This is a genomic window from uncultured Spongiibacter sp. (assembly GCF_964011655.1).
Taxonomy (GTDB): Bacteria; Pseudomonadota; Gammaproteobacteria; order Pseudomonadales; family Spongiibacteraceae; genus Spongiibacter; species Spongiibacter marinus.
Genome location: NZ_CAXGPO010000009.1, coordinates 1 through 19,826, shown reverse-complemented (window position 1 = coordinate 19,826; position 19,826 = coordinate 1). Strand labels below are relative to the sequence as shown.

Here is a 19,826-nt window from a genome sequence, read left to right as displayed (position 1 = left end):
AATGAAAGTAGGTTTTGTTGGTTGGAGAGGCATGGTGGGCTCAGTATTGATGGGTCGCATGCTTGAAGAAAACGACTTTGATGGTATCGAGCCACAATTTTTTACCACCTCAAATGTCGGTGGGCAGGGCCCGGACATCGGTCGCGATATCGCGCCGTTGAAGGATGCGCACGACATCACTGAACTCGCTGCCATGGACGCGATTATTTCCTGTCAGGGTGGTGATTACACGAAGGCGGTATTCGCCGACCTGCGCGCCAGCGGTTGGCAGGGTTACTGGATTGATGCGGCATCGTCACTGCGTATGAGCGATGATGCCATCATCGTACTGGATCCGGTTAACCTCGACGTGGTTAAGCAGGGCCTGCAGCGCGGCGTTAAAAACTACATCGGCGGCAACTGCACCGTAAGTTTGATGCTGATGGCCGTTGGCGGTCTGTTCCGCGAGGGCATGGTTGAGTGGGTGAGTGCGCAAACCTACCAGGCGGCTAGCGGCGCCGGTGCCAAAAATATGCGTGAGCTGATCTCACAAATGGGGAGTATTCGCGACGCGGTGGCGCCGGAATTGGCTGATGCACGCAGCAATATCCTGGATATTGATCGCAAGGTGGCCGAGGCAATGCGCGGTGATGCTTTCCCAACTCAGGAATTTGGGCACGCGCTGGCCGGCAGCCTGTTGCCTTGGATTGACACCCAGCTTGAGAACGGTCAAAGCCGTGAAGAATGGAAAGGGCAAGCTGAGACAAACAAAATTCTGGGTCGCGACGACTCGCCGATTGCGATTGACGGCAACTGTGTGCGCGTTGGTGCAATGCGCTGTCACAGCCAGGCACTAACCATCAAGTTGAACAAAAATGTACCGATGGGTGACATTGAATCCATCCTTGCCAGTGCCAATGACTGGGTGGATGTGGTTCCCAACGAGCGCAATGCAACACTTGAGCGGCTAACCCCAACGGCAGTGACCGGTACATTGGGTGTACCCGTTGGTCGTTTGCGAAAACTGAATATGGGCGAGCAATACCTCTCGGCTTTCACGGTTGGCGACCAATTGCTGTGGGGTGCTGCTGAGCCCTTGCGCCGGATGTTGCGCATTATCCGAGGTGATATTGCCTAATGACCCACTACGCCATTTTTGCCGCCGATAGCCTGGAGGGAAAGCACCTCCTGGAAGCGCTCAGTGAATGGGAGGCTGCGCCAACAACGCTGCGGCTATACAGCGCTGCCGCTTATGACGCTGAGCCGGCAATGTATCGTGGACGTCCGCTGGATTTCCGGCCTCTGGAAGAGGTGGATTTCAGTGCTGTGGACGTTGCGGTATTTATGCCTGGCAAGCCCTTGCCGCAGTTGGTTGATGCCGCAGAGTGTGAGGGCTGCGTGGTCGTTGATGCCGCCAATGTGTTGTCTCAGCGCGGTGACGTGCCCGTATTTTGTGCGGGCAGCGAGTTGGCTGATGGGGCAAAAAGTGTCGCGATTGCCGATGCGGTGAGTAGTCATGTGTACGCTTTGCTTGCGCAGCTGCCGACACCGCAGCGTATCGACTTGGCGGTCGCGCAACCCGTGTCGAGTGCGGGCAGCAATGGTGTTGAGACCCTCGCGGCAGAAACGGCGCGCCTGCTGAATGCGCAGTCGCTTGAGTCCAGTCAGCTGCCAGCACAGATTGCCTTTAATGTTTTGCCGCTAACTGCCGATAATAGTGCAGATATTGAGCATAATCTGGCTACCCTGCTGACACAGGGGCGGGATGAATTCGCGCAGGTTCACTGTCAGGCTATGTTGGCGCCGGTGTTTTACGGCCATTGCACGCTGCTGCGAGCGGAGTTTGGTGACGCTGTGGCTGCCGCGCAATGGCGCGAGCAGCTGCTGGCAAGCGATGTGTTCCGTTTGCGTGATGGCAACGCGGAAGCACTGGCGAGTCCGGCGGGTCTACAGGGCAGTGAAACGATAGATATTGCTGAGTGGGCTGTCGATCGTCGCGACGAACGTGTTTTGCGCGCAGCCATTGTGGCAGACAATTTGCGTAAAGGTGCCGCACTTAACATTATTGAAGCGCTTAAAATCTTGATAAAAACCGACACATAGCTAATATTTACGCTTACTATCGAAGAATAATTCTAGATAACAACGCCTGTAGTTTGCGGTCCACACTGCGAAGCTATTCGATATTCACGCCGCGCTGCGCCTCGTTTCGGGATCGACAGACGCGGTGCAGCAACGAGACGGTGGAAATATGAGCAAGAGTCTGGCCCGTGTAGCAGTATTGGTGGGCGTCATTCAAAGCGGTTTTGTGAGCGCCCTCGGGGTAGGGGACATCGCCCTGGCGTCCTCCCTGAACCAGCCGTTTAAAGCCTTTATTCCACTGCGCGAGGCCGAGGGTTTGGAGGCTGCTCAGTTGCGCGTTGATCTTGCTGACGCGTCGGCTTTCGACAATGCAGGCATTGATCGCACACAATTTCTCAATAGTTTGGATTTTATTGTCGAGGTGGGTGAAAACGGCCGCGGCCGAATTATTGTCACCACAACCCAGCCCGTTGTTGAACCCTATTTAGATTTCATTATTGAAGTTCGCTGGCCAAACGGTCGCATGCTCCGTGAATACACGGTGCTGTTGGATTTGCCCGTTTTTGAATCTGATCCCGCTCCCACCCAAGCTGCACGGGTGCCGGTGTCCAATGTCTCACCCTCACCGGCGCAGCCGTCTTCCTCTGTCGCTGAGCGGGAGCCCGGCGGCTCGCGCGGTAGCGTTAGCGTGGCGCCACCGGTTCCAGTGTCGTCAGTTCAGGATGATTCTGCAAAGGCCCTGCAGCCGCGGCCGCTGGAAAAAAAGACCGATCTGCCGTCGAGTGATCAAGACGGGCAATACCGCGTGCAACATCACGATACGATGTGGCAGGGGGCGGCAAAGCTTCGACCCAGCGCCTTTGTAACAACCGAACAAACCATGATCGCGCTGCTGCGCAAAAATCCTGAAGCCTTCATTGGTAATAATATCAACCGCGTTAAGTCGGGTTATGTTCTCGAGATCCCCAGTGAGGATGAGATTAACGCGCTCGATCATGAAACAGCGCTTCAGACAATTAGGCAGCAAGCGAAAGATTGGCGACAACGCCGGACTTCCAGTGCGGTTTCCGTAGACGCGGGTGCCGCGTCCGAGCAAAAGGCACCTCAACTCGACGCAACAAAAAAGGCAGAACAAGCGCCGGTTGCTTCCGCGACCAGTGATGATGTGCGCTTCAGTATTGGCAGTGCGGGTGACACCGCGTCAAGTGAAGAGGTTGATGAGCTGCGTCGCCGACTGAGCGAAGAGCAAGAAGTGCTCGAACAAGTACAGCTTGAGAATGCCTCCATGGCGAGCCGTGTGCGAGAAATGGAGAAGCAAGTTGATACCTTGCAAAAGTTGATCGCACTCAAAAACCGCGAGTTGGCCGCGCTGCAGGCTGGCCTGGCGGCCAACTCTGCCGATGCGGCAGAGGAAGCTAACGCCATCTCAGCGGAAATTGCCGAGGTAGAAGCCAGCCTCGAGGAAGACCAGCGTGCTTTGGAAGAGCGCGAAGCTGAGATTACGGCGGCGGCGCGTAATGCCCTGAATGCGACTGCCCCGAATGCGAATGAAGAGGGTGGTGACGCCGAACCTGCCGCTGATGCCGACGACGTAGCGAGCGAAGCTGCAGAGTCAGTGCCCCCAATGTCTAGCGAGCAGGAGCGCTTGCCAGCGCCGGCAGAGACGCCGTGGTACTTAGTGCCGCTATACCAATACGCCGCCGCAGGGCTGGGTGTATTGCTACTGCTTCTATTGTTGGTGCGTCGCCGAGCTGGCGCCAACGATGATGCAGAGCCACAAATCGAACCACCACTTGCCGATGCCGGAGCGCTCAATAATCTGGATGCGCCCTCGGCTGACGAACTAGCGCCTGTCGATGAGCTTGATGAGCCGAGCGCTGAAGCTGACGCCGCGGCCGAAGAGATTGCCGGTGATTTCGATTTCCACAGTTTAAACGATGACTTCTCTGAGCAGCCCAGCAGCGAATCAGCGGAAGAGTCGGTGGAAGAGGCGGTTCAGCCGCAGACCGGCGACGCGATTTCAGAGGCTGAAATTTATGTGGCTTATGGCCGTTACGATCAGGCGGCGAGCTTACTGAAGACTGCTATTGCCAACGAGCCGGAAAACACCGAGCTGCGTGTTAAGTTGCTTGATATCTATCTGGATACGCGCGACCGGGAGGCCTTTCTTGAGGCCTATCAGCAGCTAGAAATGCATGGCGATGCCGATGCGCTGGCGCGCGTTAAAGAGTCGATGTCTGCTATCGAGGGTGTTAGCGGTTGGTTAAGTGATGAGCCGTCGTCTGCGGTGGCCGAAGAGCTGGAGTCTCTCGATAACCTGGATGAAGAGTTGGCTTTTCTGGACGGAGAAGATCAGCACGAAGATGATGGCAGCGAAGCCCTAGACGAAGAGGTGGACGCTACGCCGATGCCAGAAGCTGACCCGAATTCGGCGGCGGGTGCTGAGGCGCTTTCTCTGGACGATGATTCCAGCACTGGCAGCGAAACGGCAGCCGACGAGCCGGTTTTGGAAGGGCTTGAGGACTTTGATTTTGCTTCCGATGATAGCCTCGACGTCGATGGTCGTGATGACGAGTTGGAATTGGATGCATTGTCGACAGAAGGCAGCGATCTGGAGCTGGACGACGGTAGCTTTGAAGCCCTGGACGAGCTCGGTGACGCTGATCTCGACCTGAGCGAATTATCCGTTGGCGATGATGCCGTTGCAGAGAGCGACACGGTTGCAGAAGGTAATGATCTTGGTGCAGACCTCAGCGACTTTGACTTTCGTCTAGAAGACAGTGACCTCGGTGAGTCAATGTTGAGCACCGACGACAGCGAGCCCCAGCCGGAGGCGGCGGCAGAGGAATTGTCTGAATTGGATGATCTCGACGCCGCATTGGCGGACCTGGATGCCGAGGTAGAGGGTTTGTCGCTGGCTGAGGATGCCGGGGCAGACACCGAGGACCAGGCCATTGAAACCGTGGTCGATGCCGCCGATGCCGATGCTGATCAGGAGCCGCTAACGTCAACCGATGGCGTGGCGCTCGACGAAGCTCAGGGTGACGCCGACGAGGTCGGTGCGCTGAATTTAGATGACTTGGTTTTTGATGAATTCTCTGCTGATTCGGCCGAGGAGGATATGCCTGAGTTGTCAGACAGTGATGATATTTCGAACAAGCTGGATCTCGCCCGCGCGTTTATCGACATGGGCGACGAAGACGGTGCCCGGGATATTATTAATGAAGTGCTGGAGGCGGGTAGCGACGAACAGAAAGAGGCAGCCCAGGCATTAATGGAGCAGTTGAAGTAACATTGAGCACCCCTAGTTTCGAGCCGCAAGCATTCGAGCGCGCCGATACCGAAACGCTACCTGAAGGAACGCGCATAGCCATGGCGCTGGAATATCAAGGTGGCGCTTATCGGGGTTGGCAGAGCCAGGACAAGCCAAAGGTTGCAACCATTCAAGACGCGTTGGAGTCGGCCCTGTCTTCCGTTGCGGCTAGCCCGGTAACCGTGATTTGCGCGGGTAGGACCGATGCGGGCGTTCATGCCAGTCACCAAGTCGTTCATTTCGACGCCCCGGTGGGGCGCAGTGTTAAGGCGTGGCACGCGGGCTGTAATGCCTTGCTTCCCACTGATATCGCTGTGCGTTGGGTGTGCCCTGTCGCCGGTGATTTTCATGCCCGTTTCTCCGCAACTGCACGCCGTTATCGCTATGTAATTCTGAATCAATTGCGGCGCTCCGCGCACTTGGTGGGCGGCGTTACTCATATCGATGTGCCATTAGACGAAGCGTTGATGCATCGAGAGGCGCAAGTGTTGGTGGGTGAACAGGACTTTAGCGCTTTTCGCGCGGCGTCCTGCCAGTCTCACAGCCCGATGCGCAATATCCATTACGCCAACGTAAGCCGCCACGGCCGTTACGTTGTGATAGATATTCAGGGCAATGCCTTTCTTCACCACATGGTGCGCAATATCGCCGGCGTCTTGGTGGCGGTGGGGAGTGGGGAGCAGCCCGTTGGCTGGACCGCAGAGGTGCTTGCCAGTCGAGATCGCAGTCAAGGGGGCGTTACGGCTAAACCCCACGGTCTGTATCTTGTAGATGTGAATTACCCTTCCGAGTTTGACCTCCCTCAACTATCGCCAGGGCCGGAATTTATCCGCTCATTCGGTGCTGAATTTGCGGCAGACAGGCCGTAAATTTGCTAGTATTTCCAGCCTTTAATAGCTTGGCTGAATCTGAGTGTTTCGAACCCGCGTAAAAATTTGTGGCATTCGCAGGCTGGAAGATGCGCAAGCCGCTGTTAACGCCGGTGCAGATGCGCTGGGCTTCGTTTTTTATGAAAAGAGTCCACGGTCAGTGAGCCCTGAACAGGCCGCTGACATCATTGCGCAATTGCCCGCCTTTGTTACCAGCGTTGGCTTGTTTGTCGACGCACCGATTGAGGTGTTGCGAGACACCTTGGCGGTGTGTCCACTCGACCTTGTGCAGTTCCATGGCGATGAGTCGCCGGCATTCTGTGAATCGCTGGGACACCCTTATATGCGCGCACTGCGAATGCGAGAAGGGATGGATGTGAGTGGTGTTGCCGCAAGTTACAGCGGCGCCCGAGCCATTCTGCTCGACAGCTATAAGCCGGGCGTTCCAGGCGGCACAGGCGAGGTCTTCGACTGGCAAAAGATTCCGACGCAAAGGGCGTTTCCGCTGCTGTTAGCCGGTGGCTTGAACAGTGAAAACGTCGGCGCGGCGATTGCGAGTTGTCGTCCTTGGGCGGTGGATGTCAGTGGCGGAGTGGAAAGTGCGCCCGGTGTTAAGTGCGCCGAGCGTATTCGGCAGTTTTTTCAAGCGGTCGCAGAAGCAGACCGACGGGAGTATTGAGTGAGTAAGCAGCAAGAGCACGTTGATTTTAGCCAGTTCCCCAATGCGGAGGGGCATTTCGGCCCTTATGGTGGCCGTTTTGTGTCGGAGACGCTGATTTTTGCCTTGGATGAACTTGCTGAGAATTACCAGCGTTTGAGCCAGGACCCTGAGTTTCGGGCCGAGTTCGATCGCGATCTTGCCTACTATGTAGGTCGACCATCACCGCTGTATCACGCTGAGCGCTGGTCTCGTGAAGTCGGCGGGGCGCAGATCTACCTGAAACGTGAGGACCTAAACCACACTGGGGCTCACAAAGTTAACAACACTATCGGTCAGGCCCTGCTTGCTAAGTACATGGGCAAAAAGCGCGTGATTGCTGAAACTGGCGCCGGCCAGCACGGTGTTGCTTCGGCTACTGTTGCGGCCCGGCTGGGCATGGAATGCCAGGTATTTATGGGCGAAGAGGATATTCGTCGTCAGGCGCTGAACGTGTATCGCATGAAGTTACTTGGTGCCGAAGTGATCTCGGTTAAATCGGGTTCACGCACGCTTAAAGACGCGATGAACGAAGCGATGCGCGACTGGGTTACCAATGTAGATGACACGTTTTACATTATCGGTACGGCGGCCGGCCCGCACCCTTATCCGATGCTGGTGCGCGACTTTCAATCGGTCATTGGTCGCGAAGCGCGTGAGCAACACCTCGAGCAGACCGGCAAACTGCCCGACGCCCTGGTGGCCTGTGTCGGCGGTGGGTCGAATGCCATTGGCTTGTTCCACCCCTTCCTCGATGATAAAACCGTGGCGATGTACGGCGTAGAAGCGGGTGGGCACGGCGTTGCCACCGGTGAGCACGCTGCGCCGCTCAGCGATGGCACTCCGGGGGTATTACATGGCAACCGCACCTACTTGATGCAGGATGAGGCCGGACAGATTATTCATACGCACTCAGTATCAGCCGGCTTGGATTACCCCGGTGTTGGCCCTGAGCACTCATGGTTGAAAGACATTGGCCGCGTTAATTACGTGGCAATTAACGACGATGAAGCGCTTGATGCCTTCCGCAAGCTCACCTTAGTTGAAGGTATTATGCCGGCACTGGAGTCCAGCCACGCCATCGCTTACGCGGAGAAGCTGGCAGCAACAATGCGCCCGGATCAAAGCATTGTGGTGAACTTATCCGGGCGCGGGGATAAGGATATTCATACGGTAGCCGGCATTGACGGCATTGGAATTGATTGACGGGGAAGGACATTGAGTCGTCTAGCGAAAGTATTTGAACAACTTGCCGAGCGCGGTGCGAAAGCCCTGGTACCATATATTGTTGCGGGTGATCCTGCGCCGCAGCATACGGTCTCACTGATGCATGCGCTGGTCGACAGCGGTGCCGACATTATTGAGCTGGGGGTACCATTTTCAGACCCCATGGCTGAGGGGCCAACCATTCAGCTGGCTCACGAGCGCGCGTTGGAGCACCATGTGTCGCTCTCCCAGGTATTGGACATGGTGGCGGCGTTTCGCCAAACCAACGCGGAAACCCCCGTGGTGTTGATGGGCTACACCAATCCGGTTGAGCACATGGGTTACTCACAGTTTGCCGAGCGCGCCAAGCAGGCAGGCGTTGACGGGCTGCTCACTGTTGACATGCCCCCGGAGGAAGCCGGAGAAACCAGTCAGTTGTTGCGTGACGCTGGTATGGATAACATCTTTTTGCTGGCGCCAACGAGTAGCGATCAGCGCGTTGCGAAAGTGGCCGCTTTGGCGAGTGGCTACCTGTACTGCGTGTCCTTAAAGGGCGTCACTGGTGCGGGTCACTTAGATATAGACAGCGTGCGTGAGCAAATGCAGCGCATTCGCCAGCATAGCGATCTGCCGGTAACCGTTGGTTTCGGTATTAAAGACGGTGAGTCTGCGTCGGCGATTGCGCCCTTGTGTGAGGGCGTTGTGGTCGGTAGCGCACTGGTGGACCGTCTTGCCAAATGGGATAACGCTGCAGATACTGACAAACAAATAGCGGAGGCGGTGTCACTGATCGCCGATATTCGCAAAGCCATAGATGCGGTAGCCGACGTTTGAAGCGGCGCCACAGTAAAAACTAAAAGCACGATAACAGACAGGAAATAACAATGAGCTGGGTTGATAAAATTCTGCCCTCAGGGGTGCGCCGTTCAGATCCTTCGGAAAAGCGGAAGTCGGGCGGTGTTGTTCCAGAAGGGTTGTGGAAGAAGTGTGTAAAGTGTGAGGCGGTGTTATACCGGCCTGAGCTTGAAGAAAATCAGGATGTATGTCCGAAGTGTGACCACCATATGCGCATTGGCGCCCGACGCCGGATCGCGCTGTTTTTGGACGAGCAGGGTCGCGAAGAAATTCTCAGTGGCATCGAGCCTGTTGACCGCCTGAAGTTCAAAGACAAGAAAAAGTACAAAGACCGCCTCGCTGCGGCACAGAAAAGCACGGGCGAAAAAGACGCTCTTATTGCCTACAAAGGCACAGTGAAAGACGTACCTGTTGTGACGGTGGCGTTCGAGTTTAATTTCCACGGTGGTTCGATGGGCTCGGCAGTGGGAGAGAAGTTCACCCAGGCTGCGAATATCGCCCTGCAAGAGCGTCGTCCATTGGTGTGCTTTTCCGCATCTGGCGGAGCGCGCATGCAGGAAGCACTGATTTCTTTGATGCAAATGGCGAAGACCAGTGCCGTACTTGAGCGCCTCAAGCAAAATGGCGTGCCCTATATCTCGGTAATGACCGATCCAATTTATGGCGGTGTCTCTGCCAGTTTGGCACTACTTGGCGACATCAATGTGGCAGAGCCGGGTGCTCGCGCTGGGTTTGCTGGGCCGAACATCATCGAGCAGACCATTCGTCAAAAACTCCCGCCGGGCTTCCAGCGCAGCGAGTTTTTGCTAGAACATGGCGCCATCGATATGATTGTTCGTCGTGCAGATATGCGCGACACCCTTGCCAGAGTGCTGGGTAACCTCACCTTCTACCAAAACTAAACAGGTAAGCGCCCCATGCGGTTTGTGCAATTGCAAGATTGGTTGCAATGGATGGAGGCGCAGCACCCTCGCCAGATTGACCTCGGCCTAGACCGCGTTTCAGCGGTCTTTCAGCAAATGAATCTTGCGCTCACCATGCCCGTGATCACCGTTGCCGGTACCAACGGCAAAGGCTCCTGTGTGGCATTGTTGTCGGCAATATTGGAGTCGGAAGGGTACCGGGTAGGGGCCTACACTTCACCGCATTTACTGCGCTATAACGAGCGGGTTCGTATTGATGGTGAAGAAGTGGCAGATGCCGCCCTTGTACGAGCTTTCGACAAGGTCGATAGGGCTAGCGGCTCATTGTCGCTGAGTTTTTTCGAATTTGGCACCCTGGCTGCGCTGCAGCTTTTCTCCGACGCTCAGCTGGATGTCCTGATTCTTGAAGTCGGGTTAGGAGGGCGCTTGGACGCCGTCAACATTGTCGATGCCGATCTCGCCTTGATCAGTTCCGTGGATCTCGACCACGAGGCATGGCTGGGTAATAACAGAGAAACTATCGCCCGTGAGAAAGCCGGCATTGCCAGGGCGAACACACCGCTGATCTTCGGTGATCCGCGCAGCAGTGCGGCGGTCGTCGATATTGCGCAGCAACTTGATGCGCCGCTCTATGCTCGGGGCAGTGAGTTTTTCTTCGAAGAGGCCGCAGATTGCTGGCATTGGCGGGGGCAGCGACGAGATGGCTCTGAGCGCTTGCTGCGATCGCTACCGCTACCGCCGGTGATGTTGGACAACGCGGCAGCAGTCCTGCAAGCTGTTTGTCTGTTTGAACTACCGGTCAGTGAAACGGCGATTCGAGAGGGCTTAGCGCAGGTTCACATCGCTGCCCGCGGGGAAGTGCTGCCCTTGCGTGAGCATGGTTTGCTGCTCGATGTTGCCCACAACCCAGCGGCCCTGTCGCGCTTGGCCAAGCAGTTGGCCGACATGCCCAACGGTGGCAAGTGCACAGCCGTGCTGGCGGTGATGGAAGATAAAAAAATAGCGGGGAGCTTGAGGGAGCTAAGCCCCTATATTGATCAGTGGTACTTGCCGGAATTACCTGGCATAGCGCGGGCGATGGCGCCAGCTGTGTTGGCGCGTCACTTGTTAAATGAAGGTGTTGATAGCGCTGCAGTACACACTGTTGGTGATGTCGCCAGCGCCTTACCTGCTATTCGGGCGACGCTGTGTGACAGGGACTGTTTGGTCGTATTCGGCTCGTTCTTTACCGTTTCGGCGGTTATGCAAGCGATGCCTGCTACCGCTTTTGTTGAGACTTTGCACTAATGATGAGACAGCGATTAGTTGGAACTTTGGTTTTGCTTTGTGGTGGCGTGATACTTTGGTCGCTACTCTTTACGGGGCCCGCCGAGTACAAATTGGATCGCAGTACACAAATCCCGCCGGCGCCGCGCATTGAGGCCCCCGAAGTCCAAGAGCCCCAGAAGCCCAAAGATATCCCCTCGGCGTTGGCGCCGATCGTTGAGCCGCAGCAAGTGCTCGAGCCCAGCGATGGTCGCTACAGTGGCGACGGTGTAAAAGCGGCAGCGGCGCTGCCAGAGCGACCGCCGGTATCGCAAAACGAAGTAACTAAAAAGAAAGTAGCGACCGATAGCCGACCAGCACCAACTACACCGGCTGCCAAACCAGCCGCGCCAACCGTTAGCAAAACACCGCCCGCTGAACCCAGTAAGGAAGCACGCGGCTTGCCTGTTGCCTGGGTGATTCAATGTGGCAGCTTTGGCCAGCAAAGTAACGCTGACAATCTTGTGCAGCGCCTGCGCAAGGGCGGCTATAAAGCTTACAGCGAGCCCTTGAAGCGCGGCGATAGAACGCTTTATCGGGTACTTGTTGGGCCGGCTCTGAGTCGTGAGCGCGCCGAGGCCTTGCAAGCGGAAATCAACCGCCGTTTCTCGCTGAAGTCGATACTCAGCCGCTTTGAAGGATAAACGCTTGGGCTGGGCTGCACAGCTTGGTAGAATTCGCCCCTTCACGGGTCGCTGGAGTCGCACGCGGTGCTGACGAGCTTTAATTGGGCTGATTGGGCCATCCTTGCTGTCGTCATTGTTTCTTCACTGATCAGCTTACTGCGCGGCTTTGTCCGCGAGGCGCTATCCCTTGTGTCATGGGCGGTCGCCTTTTTTATTGCTGTTGCATTCCACATGCAAATGGTCGAGGTGCTGGCACCTCTGGTCGATAAGCCGTACCTGCGCGATATTCTCGCTTACGTGCTGTTGTTCACGGGGGCGCTGGTACTGGGGAGCCTGGCGACTCACCTGATTGCCGAAGTCGTTAAACGCAGTGGTTTGAGCGGCACCGATCGGTTGTTGGGCATGATTTTTGGCACCACCAGAGGCATGATTGTGGTGCTTGCGGCCTTGGTGCTGCTGCCGTCATTACTTACCGGCATTGAAAACGACCAATGGTGGCAGGAGTCGACACTGATTCCTGAGTTTCTATTGATGAGAGACTGGTCTGAACAAAGTTTTCACGATCTCGTCGGCTGGGTGTCCTCATTGTGGGATGCTCACCGCTAATTTAACCAATATGCAACAACGAGGTAAGGCTGCATGTGTGGTATCGCTGGCATCGTCGCCAAACGCAACGTCAATCAGGATCTCTATGATGCCCTGACTGTACTCCAGCATCGTGGCCAGGACGCTGCGGGCATCGTTACTTGCCAGGATGGCCGCCTGAACCAACGCAAGGGCAATGGCCTAGTGCGAGATGTTTTCCACACGCGGCATATGCAGCGCCTGGTGGGCACCATGGGGATTGCCCATGTGCGCTACCCAACAGCGGGCAGTTCAAGCCCAGCGCTGGCACAGCCGTTTTACGTGAATTCACCCTACGGCATTAGCCTGGCCCACAACGGTAACCTGACCAACTCTGAGCAACTGTCGCAAGAGTTATTCCAGTCGGACCTCCGCCACTTGAATACGGAGTCAGACTCGGAGGTTTTGCTGAATGTCTTTGCTCACGAGCTGCAAAAGTTGGGCAAACTGGTACCCAGCGACGACGATATTTTTGCTGCGGTCGCGGGCGTACATAAACGCTGCCGTGGTGGCTATGCGGTAGTGGCAATGATCGCAAACTACGGCGTTGTTGGCTTTCGCGACCCCAACGGCATTCGCCCCCTGGTTTACGGCGTGCGTGAAACCGCACAGGGCAAGGAGTACATGCTCGCGTCGGAAAGCGTGGCTCTGGATGCGCTGGGTTTTCAGCTGGTGGCCGATGTTGCACCCGGCGAAGCCGTCTACATAAGTCATGCGGGCGAGATCACCGTTCGCCAATGCGCGGCGGAGACGCATTGCCGCCCCTGTATCTTTGAGCACGTATACTTTGCCCGACCTGACTCGATCATGGATGGCGTATCGGTGTACAAGTCGCGCCTTCGTCAGGGTGAGCGCCTGGCTGAGAAGGTTCTGCGCGAGCGCCCGGATCACGATATTGATGTTGTCGTACCCATTCCGGACTCCAGCCGTATCGCTGCCCAGTCTATGGCCTCCGTTCTAGGTGTTAAATTCCGTGAAGGCTTGGTGAAGAACCGCTATATCGGTCGTACGTTCATCATGCCGGGCCAGAGCGCGCGCAAGAAGTCGGTTAAACAGAAGCTCAACGCCATTGGCCTGGAATTCAAAGGCAAGAACGTGATGCTGGTAGACGACTCCATTGTGCGTGGTACCACCTGCCAGCAAATTATTGAAATGGCCAGAGATGCGGGGGCGCGCAAGGTGTATTTTGCCTCGGCTGCGCCACCGGTTCGTTACCCCAATGTTTACGGTATCGACATGCCATCGGCGCAGGAGCTGATCGCCAATGATCGCAGCGTTGAGGAGATCGAAAAGGAGATAGGGGCGGACTGGCTGTTGTATCAAGACCTGGATGACCTAGTGGAGTGTTCCGCAGAGGGCAACCCCAACATCGACGCCTTTGACTGCGCAGTATTCGACGGCAATTACGTCACGGGTGATGTCGACCAGGCCTATCTGGATAAATTGGCTGCCGATCGCAACGACAGTAAGCAAACTGCGCGTAACGCGGCGGTGGGCGATGGTGCCCTGGTAGGCTTACACAACGATGTGTCGTAGGGAGCGCCAACTATGACAGAAGCGGATTACCAACAGCAGCGCCTCGATGTGCTCGCTGAGTGCGAGTTGGACACCCTGGCTGTCAGGGCGGGGCAGCGCCGCACCGTTGAAGGTGAGCACGCCGAGCCTATTTTTACCACGTCCAGCTATGTGTTTGCCTCTGCGGCGGAAGCCGCTGCGCGCTTTTCCGGTGAGCAGCCAGGCAATGTCTACTCCCGCTATACCAATCCCACCGTTCGCACATTTGAAGAGCGTATTGCCGCGCTAGAGGGTGGTGAGGCGGCTGTGGCAACCTCGTCGGGCATGGCAGCAATTCTCAGCACCTGTATCGCACTGTTAAAAGCCGGCGATCACATCGTTTGCTCGCGCAGTGTGTTTGGCACCACTACCAACTTGCTGAGCAAGTACATGGCCAAACTTGGCGTTGAAACCAGCTTTGTTTCGCCGCTGGATATGGACGCGTGGCGCGATGCGATTCGCCCACAGACTCGACTGTTGTTTCTGGAGTCGCCCTCCAACCCCTTGGCCGAAGTCGCCGATATTGCGGCGATGGCAGCGCTTGCAAAAGCGAGCGACAGTTTGCTGGTGGTCGACAACTGTTTCTGCACCCCTGCGCTACAGCAGCCCTTGGCCCTGGGCGCCGATATCGTCGTGCATTCGGCGACCAAATATCTCGATGGCCAGGGACGATGCGTAGGTGGCGCTGTGGTTGGGCGCCGCGAACATATGGATGAGATCCTCGGGTTTATCCGCACCGCTGGCCCGACAATGAGCCCTTTCAATGCTTGGGTATTTTTAAAAGGCCTAGAAACATTGCGTCTGCGTATGATGGCGCACAGTGCGAGTGCGCTGGCACTGGCGCAATGGTTAGCGCAGCAAGATAAGATTGAAACGGTCTATTATGCCGGTTTGCCCTCGCACCCAGGGCACAAACTTGCAGCGCAGCAACAAAAAGCTTTTGGTGGTGTATTGTCTTTCACCGTGAGAGGGCAGCGCGATGCCGCCTGGCGCTTTATCGATGCTACCCGCTTGGTGTCAATCACCGCCAATTTGGGTGATGCAAAGACCACGATTGTTCATCCAGCGACCACCACTCATGGCCGTCTCAGTGACGCGCAGCGCGCCGAGAGCGGCATCAGTGACAATTTGATCCGGCTTGCTGTGGGCCTGGAAGAGCTCACCGATCTCAAGGCCGATTTGCAGAGAGGGCTAGATGCCGTCTGATCTGGAACAGCTGAGCGCCGCGCGCGCAGAGATTGGTAGCGTTCTGCTGGGTAAGGATCGGCAGATACAGCAGGCAATGTGTTGTTTGCTTGCCGGCGGGCACCTGCTGGTCGAGGATTTGCCTGGCGTCGGTAAAACGACGCTCTCCCAGGCCTTTGCGGCGGTGACAGGTTTGGCTTACCGCAGAGTGCAATTCACCAGTGACATGCTGCCGTCGGACATTCTTGGCGTGTCGGTATTTGACCGCAATAGTAACGCCTTTCACTTCCACCCCGGCCCGGTATTCACCCAGTTTTTGCTCGTTGATGAGATCAACCGGGCGAGCCCCAAAACCCAGAGTGCGCTGTTGGAAGCGATGGCAGAGGGCAGGGTGACCACCGAAGGGGAAACGCGGTCGTTGCCGAAACCCTTTTTCGTTATTGCAACGCAGAACCCCTGGTTTCAGTCGGGCACTTTTCCGCTGCCCGAGTCCCAGCTTGACCGCTTCTTAATGCGTATTTCTCTCGGCTATCCCGACGAGCGCTCCGAGCGACAGCTACTGGAGGGCGGTGACCCTAGAGAGATGCTGACGACGCTCCCAAGTTGCCTCGATGACGCGCAAATACAGCGTTTGCAGGAATTGGTAAAACAAGTGGAGGTGCGCAGTAGCGTCGTCAGCTACATTCAGCGCCTCATCGCTTTTAGCCGTCAGGATGCCGAAATAGCCTTTGGTCTCTCGACGCGCGCTGGTCTCGCCCTGCTGCAGTGTGCCAAGGCGTGGGCCTTGCTCGAGGGTCGGGACTACCTGCTGCCCGACGATGTGCAGGCTGTGTTAGAGCCGGTGGCGGCGCACCGTTTGCAGCCTGCAGCAGATAGCAATGCCGATGGCGCCGAGCTGGTTGCAAAGATGCTCGCGCAGGTATCGGTACTGGCCTAGCCATGTCAGCATTGCGCTCGGCAATTCAGCGACGCTTCGAGGCGTGGCTGGATAAGCGAAACCCCCGGCGCAACGCGTGGGTGCTGAGTCAGAATAAGATCTTCATTTTCCCATCCTCAGCAGGTCTCGGTTTTTTACTGATGCTATCGGGCTTGCTTCTGCTGGCCATTAACTACCAAAACAACCTTATTTTTGCGCTGGCATTCCTGCTGTTCAGCTTGTTCTTGGTGGTGATTCTGCACACCTACACCAATTTGTCGGGTTTGCAGATTCGGGCGGGTGCCTGTGAGCCGGTTTTCGCTGGTGATACCGCGCATTTTCACGTTCATATCAACAGCCAGCAGCGCCCGCGCTTCCAGTTGCAGGTCGGTTTCCCCCAACAACGCAAGCAGGTGAGCGAGTTAGCCAAAGGCGAGGGCGTTGAAGTTAGGGTGCCCTGTCCGGCACCGCGCCGTGGGAGGCTCTATCCCGGCCGCATACAAGTTCGCTCTGATTACCCATTGGGCGTGATTCGTTGCTGGGCAATGCCAGCGCTGGACTGGCACTGCTTGGTGTACCCGCGCCCGAGAGCGCTGCGGCCACTCATGAGCAGCGCGCGCGGTGATGGGCACGGAGAGGTGTTCGATATGCGCAGTGACAGCGACGAGTTCAGCGGCTTCGAACGATACCAGCCGGGTGAATCGCCGCGACGTATTTTTTGGAAGGCATATGCCAAAGGGCAGGGCTTGTTTAGCAAGCGCTACGAAGAGAGCAGGGCCGATGACCTATCGTTGGATTGGGAGAGTTTGCCCGAATTGGCAGTAGAGGATCGGTTGAGCACGCTGTGTGCCTGGGCGCTGGAATGTGACCGCCGAGAGTTACCGTTTTCCCTTCATTTACCGACCGCGGATATTTCGGCGGGCCAAGGGCCTGCCCATCTCGCTGCGGTGCTGCGCGAACTGGCCATTTATCCCGCAGAGGCAGGCCGGTGACCAGAACTTCTGCCCCTGCTGTTATGTGGCTGTTGCTGGCGCAGCTTGCCGCGATTGCGCCCTTGGCGCCCACCATACCGATTTGGATGGTCTTGGTCTGGGGCGCGGTGGCGTGGTGGTATTGGCGCATTGTGACAGCGGCTTGGAGCTTTCCGTCGGCACTGGTGAAAGTGGCCTTGGTGGTGTTCTCTGTCGCGGGCATTTACTTGCAATATCGCCAGTGGTTAGCGCTAGAGCCGATGGTGGCAACACTGGTGCTGGCCGTCATTCTCAAAGTCCTGGAGCTGAAACAGCGCCGCGATCACTGGTTGGTATTGCTGCTGTGCTATTTCGTAGTTGCCTGCCGCTTTCTTTTCGAGCAGCAGATCAACGCGGTGCCCGTTGCCGTTTTACAACTGCTGGCGATACTTGCTGCCCAGCAAATGTTGTATCGAGAAAAGCCTGCTATTGCCGCGAGTGTGCGCCTTTCGGCGCTGATGTTGATCCAGGCCTTACCGCTAATGCTCTTCCTGTTTTTGGTATTTCCGCGCATTGGCCCGCTGTGGTCCATGCCCTTGCCTGGCGCAAAGGCCCAGACCGGTATGTCGGATGAGCTGCGTTTTGGGGATATTGCGGAGCTGAGTCAAAACGCTGCATTAGCCTTTCGTGTGCGCTTTGAAGGTGGCCAATTGCCTCCCCCGTCGCAGCGCTATTGGCGCGGATTGGTGCTTGAAAATTACGATTCCCAGCGGTGGACGGTCAACCGCATGGGGAGACTGACAACGCCACCACCACCGCCTTTACAAGGGGAGAGACAGCGCTACGTAGTCACGCTGGAGCCGGGGGCTCATGAGTGGCTCTATAGCTTGCCGGTCGCGCGGGTAAACCGGGATGATATTCGATACGCTGGCGCCTATCAGTGGTTGCCAAAAGCGCCGCTGACCGGGCGCCTTCAGTACGTGGTGGATTCTGTGCTGACGCAACCGCGAACCGAGGCCAGCAATCGTGTATTGCAGCGAAACCTGCGACTGCCCGGGAACGATAGCCCCAGAGCGCGGGAACTGGCCTTGCAGTGGGCGAGACAATACCCGGACCCTGCTGATCGCGTCGCTGCCGCCCTGCGGTATTTTAGGAATAGCCCGTTTGAATATACGCTCAAGCCGGCGTTATTGGGGCGGGACAATGTCGACGAGTTCCTTTTTGAGAGCCGGCAGGGCTTTTGCGAGCATTACGCCGGCAGCTTTGTATTCTTGATGCGCGCCGCCGGTGTGCCATCAAGGCTGGTAGTGGGCTATCAAGGTGGCGAGGTCAATACCACCGACAACTATTTATTGGTTCACCAGAGTGATGCCCACGCCTGGGCCGAAGTATGGTTACCAGCGCGAGGCTGGCAGCGAATTGATCCAACATCGACAGTCGCGCCGGATCGTGTGGCATTGGGTGCAGATTCTATGCTGAGTGCGCAACAGGGCTTTCTCGGTAAATCACCGCTGTCTTTGCGACGCTTTGACTGGGCGCGGGATATACGGCTGTACTTGGATAGCGTGAACTACGCATGGGCAAATTGGGTGCTGAATTACGATAGCGAGCGTCAGAGTGGTGTGCTGTCGTCGCTGATGGGAGGGATCAGTGTTAAGCGGATGTTGGTGGGTTTATTGATATTTGGTGCATTGCCGATGGCACTTGTGGCATTAATGATGTTCAAACCCGCCTGGCGTGCGTCTCGCCGCGAGCCGGCATTGCGTTATTATCATACGGCGTGTCGGCGACTGGCTCGGCGAACGGGCCTGCGGCGTGAGCCAGGGGAAACGGTCGCTGCTTTTTCTCGGCGGGTCGGTGAGCAAGCACCGGAGTGGGCGCCGTGGTTTGCCGCGTTTAGCAGCGCCTTTGAGCGCTGTCAGTACCGCCGAGACAGTGACGCGTTATCCCAGTTGCGGGCATTAAAGCGCCCGAAAAAACTCAGTGAGAAGGAAATAGCAAATGCTTAAGGCACTGTTGGCCATTGCTGTGGTTGTGGCCCTTATTTATTTCAATAGAGCCCTTAATAGACTGGTGGACGACTTTGCTGAGCGGCGCTCGATAGCTAGCCGTCGAGTGTTTGCGCTGCGCAAGCTACTCAACTTTTCTATGGTGCTTCTCTCTATATTGGCGGCGTGTTTCGTGCTGGGCCTGGGGTATCACCAGGTGTATATCTTCCTCAGTTCTGTGCTCGCAGTAATTGGTATTGCCCTGTTTGCTCAGTGGTCGATTCTGAGTCATTTAACGGCGGGGGTGATTATCTTCTTTGCCTTCCCGTACCGGGTTGGCGACCGAGTAAAGGTGGTTGATGCCGATGAAGATATTTCCGGCGAGATAGTGGAAATTGCCTCGTTCCATGTGCTGATTCGGCGCGACGACGGTGGCACGATCACCTACCCGAATAGCGCGCTATTGCAGAAGCCGGTGATTAAATTACCGCCGGGGTGGGTAGCGCCGCCGAAGGCATTGAAAGAGGACGATCAGGCCTCGTAGCGGCAGAGAAACATATCAACGCAGGCGCGGCTGTAATTCGACAGGTCTCTGTTGCTTTCATCGCAGGGCATGCCGAGTAGGGCGCAGGCGTGAGCCTCACCGTGGAGCATGGCAATCAATTGGCTGCAGGCTTGGTCGATATTGGGAATAACCAAATTGCCCAACTGGCATTGTTTACTCAAAAAAACGTGCAGCTGAGATCGGAAGAGC

18 protein-coding genes are annotated in these 19,826 nt (G+C 56.5%); 17 read left to right on the top strand and 1 reads right to left on the bottom strand.

Features of this window, described 5'->3' with window-relative positions:
* Position 1: 1 nt before the first annotated feature.
* The 17 genes from asd (at position 2) to ABNS66_RS06280 (ending at position 19,616) form a co-directional block, all read left to right on the top strand.
* A complete protein-coding gene (asd, locus tag ABNS66_RS06360) occupies positions 2-1,117 on the top strand; it encodes an aspartate-semialdehyde dehydrogenase (protein WP_204995768.1) in 1,116 nt (371 codons plus the stop codon).
* Entirely contained in the window at positions 1,117-2,082 is a 966-nt protein-coding gene (locus tag ABNS66_RS06355; RefSeq protein WP_348655258.1) for an Asd/ArgC dimerization domain-containing protein, read from the top strand. Before asd ends, ABNS66_RS06355 begins: the two co-directional genes overlap by 1 nt.
* Before the next feature lie 148 nt (positions 2,083-2,230).
* Entirely contained in the window at positions 2,231-5,353 is a 3,123-nt protein-coding gene (locus ABNS66_RS06350; protein WP_348655257.1) for a FimV/HubP family polar landmark protein, read from the top strand.
* Between the two features lie 2 nt (positions 5,354-5,355).
* Positions 5,356-6,243, top strand: a complete 888-nt coding sequence (gene truA, locus ABNS66_RS06345) for a tRNA pseudouridine(38-40) synthase TruA (protein ID WP_348655256.1) — start codon at positions 5,356-5,358, stop codon at positions 6,241-6,243.
* A 43-nt stretch (positions 6,244-6,286) separates the two neighbouring features.
* A complete protein-coding gene (locus tag ABNS66_RS06340) occupies positions 6,287-6,922 on the top strand; it encodes a phosphoribosylanthranilate isomerase (protein ID WP_286695724.1) in 636 nt (211 codons plus the stop codon).
* On the top strand, positions 6,923-8,146 hold the full coding sequence (gene trpB / locus ABNS66_RS06335) for a tryptophan synthase subunit beta (RefSeq protein ID WP_204995764.1): 1,224 nt from the start codon (positions 6,923-6,925) through the stop codon (positions 8,144-8,146).
* Between the two features lie 12 nt (positions 8,147-8,158).
* The gene (gene trpA / locus ABNS66_RS06330; protein WP_348655255.1) at positions 8,159-8,980 is read left to right on the top strand and encodes a tryptophan synthase subunit alpha; all 822 of its coding nucleotides are present in this window, start codon (positions 8,159-8,161) and stop codon (positions 8,978-8,980) included.
* Positions 8,981-9,030: 50 nt separating this feature from the next.
* A complete protein-coding gene (gene accD / locus ABNS66_RS06325) occupies positions 9,031-9,903 on the top strand; it encodes an acetyl-CoA carboxylase, carboxyltransferase subunit beta (RefSeq protein ID WP_027873910.1) in 873 nt (290 codons plus the stop codon).
* 15 nt (positions 9,904-9,918) lie between these two features.
* Positions 9,919-11,211, top strand: coding sequence for a bifunctional tetrahydrofolate synthase/dihydrofolate synthase (folC, locus tag ABNS66_RS06320; RefSeq protein WP_348655254.1), 1,293 nt, complete (start codon positions 9,919-9,921; stop codon positions 11,209-11,211).
* A gap of 92 nt (positions 11,212-11,303) precedes the next feature.
* The gene (locus ABNS66_RS06315; RefSeq protein WP_286695720.1) at positions 11,304-11,873 is read left to right on the top strand and encodes an SPOR domain-containing protein; all 570 of its coding nucleotides are present in this window, start codon (positions 11,304-11,306) and stop codon (positions 11,871-11,873) included.
* Between the two features lie 66 nt (positions 11,874-11,939).
* Entirely contained in the window at positions 11,940-12,461 is a 522-nt protein-coding gene (locus ABNS66_RS06310) for a CvpA family protein (RefSeq protein WP_051171142.1), read from the top strand.
* 33 nt (positions 12,462-12,494) lie between these two features.
* Positions 12,495-14,015: an amidophosphoribosyltransferase gene (gene purF / locus ABNS66_RS06305; RefSeq protein WP_027873906.1), complete on the top strand. Its 1,521-nt coding sequence runs from the start codon at positions 12,495-12,497 to the stop codon at positions 14,013-14,015.
* 12 nt (positions 14,016-14,027) lie between these two features.
* Complete coding sequence (locus tag ABNS66_RS06300; protein ID WP_204995759.1) at positions 14,028-15,239, top strand: O-succinylhomoserine sulfhydrylase; 1,212 nt, start codon at positions 14,028-14,030, stop codon at positions 15,237-15,239.
* Positions 15,229-16,155: a MoxR family ATPase gene (locus ABNS66_RS06295; RefSeq protein ID WP_348655253.1), complete on the top strand. Its 927-nt coding sequence runs from the start codon at positions 15,229-15,231 to the stop codon at positions 16,153-16,155. The genes ABNS66_RS06300 and ABNS66_RS06295 overlap by 11 nt, the downstream gene beginning before the upstream one ends.
* A 2-nt stretch (positions 16,156-16,157) precedes the next feature.
* The gene (locus tag ABNS66_RS06290; RefSeq protein WP_348655252.1) at positions 16,158-17,126 is read left to right on the top strand and encodes a DUF58 domain-containing protein; all 969 of its coding nucleotides are present in this window, start codon (positions 16,158-16,160) and stop codon (positions 17,124-17,126) included.
* Entirely contained in the window at positions 17,123-19,093 is a 1,971-nt protein-coding gene (locus ABNS66_RS06285) for a DUF3488 and transglutaminase-like domain-containing protein (protein WP_348655251.1), read from the top strand. Before ABNS66_RS06290 ends, ABNS66_RS06285 begins: the two co-directional genes overlap by 4 nt.
* Complete coding sequence (locus tag ABNS66_RS06280; protein WP_204995755.1) at positions 19,086-19,616, top strand: mechanosensitive ion channel family protein; 531 nt, start codon at positions 19,086-19,088, stop codon at positions 19,614-19,616. The genes ABNS66_RS06285 and ABNS66_RS06280 overlap by 8 nt, the downstream gene beginning before the upstream one ends.
* On the opposite strand, the gene ABNS66_RS06275 is transcribed toward ABNS66_RS06280, so the two are convergent.
* Positions 19,604-19,826, bottom strand: a 223-nt coding sequence (locus ABNS66_RS06275; RefSeq protein WP_348655250.1) for a TetR/AcrR family transcriptional regulator C-terminal domain-containing protein, incomplete at its 5' end; no start/stop codon positions are given. The two genes, ABNS66_RS06280 and ABNS66_RS06275, sit on opposite strands and share 13 nt — an antisense overlap.

Bases quoted from the DNA above. Each gene is read 5' to 3' on its own strand.
- asd (WP_204995768.1), top strand. From the start codon at position 2: ATGAAAGTAGGTTTTGTTGGTTGGAGAGGCATGGTGGGCTCAGTATTG.
- ABNS66_RS06355 (WP_348655258.1), top strand. From the start codon at position 1,117: ATGACCCACTACGCCATTTTTGCCGCCGATAGCCTGGAGGGAAAGCAC.
- ABNS66_RS06350 (WP_348655257.1), top strand. From the start codon at position 2,231: ATGAGCAAGAGTCTGGCCCGTGTAGCAGTATTGGTGGGCGTCATTCAA.
- accD (WP_027873910.1), top strand. From the start codon at position 9,031: ATGAGCTGGGTTGATAAAATTCTGCCCTCAGGGGTGCGCCGTTCAGAT.
- folC (WP_348655254.1), top strand. From the start codon at position 9,919: ATGCGGTTTGTGCAATTGCAAGATTGGTTGCAATGGATGGAGGCGCAG.
- purF (WP_027873906.1), top strand. From the start codon at position 12,495: ATGTGTGGTATCGCTGGCATCGTCGCCAAACGCAACGTCAATCAGGAT.
- ABNS66_RS06300 (WP_204995759.1), top strand. From the start codon at position 14,028: ATGACAGAAGCGGATTACCAACAGCAGCGCCTCGATGTGCTCGCTGAG.
- ABNS66_RS06295 (WP_348655253.1), top strand. From the start codon at position 15,229: ATGCCGTCTGATCTGGAACAGCTGAGCGCCGCGCGCGCAGAGATTGGT.
- ABNS66_RS06290 (WP_348655252.1), top strand. From the start codon at position 16,158: ATGTCAGCATTGCGCTCGGCAATTCAGCGACGCTTCGAGGCGTGGCTG.
- ABNS66_RS06280 (WP_204995755.1), top strand. From the start codon at position 19,086: ATGCTTAAGGCACTGTTGGCCATTGCTGTGGTTGTGGCCCTTATTTAT.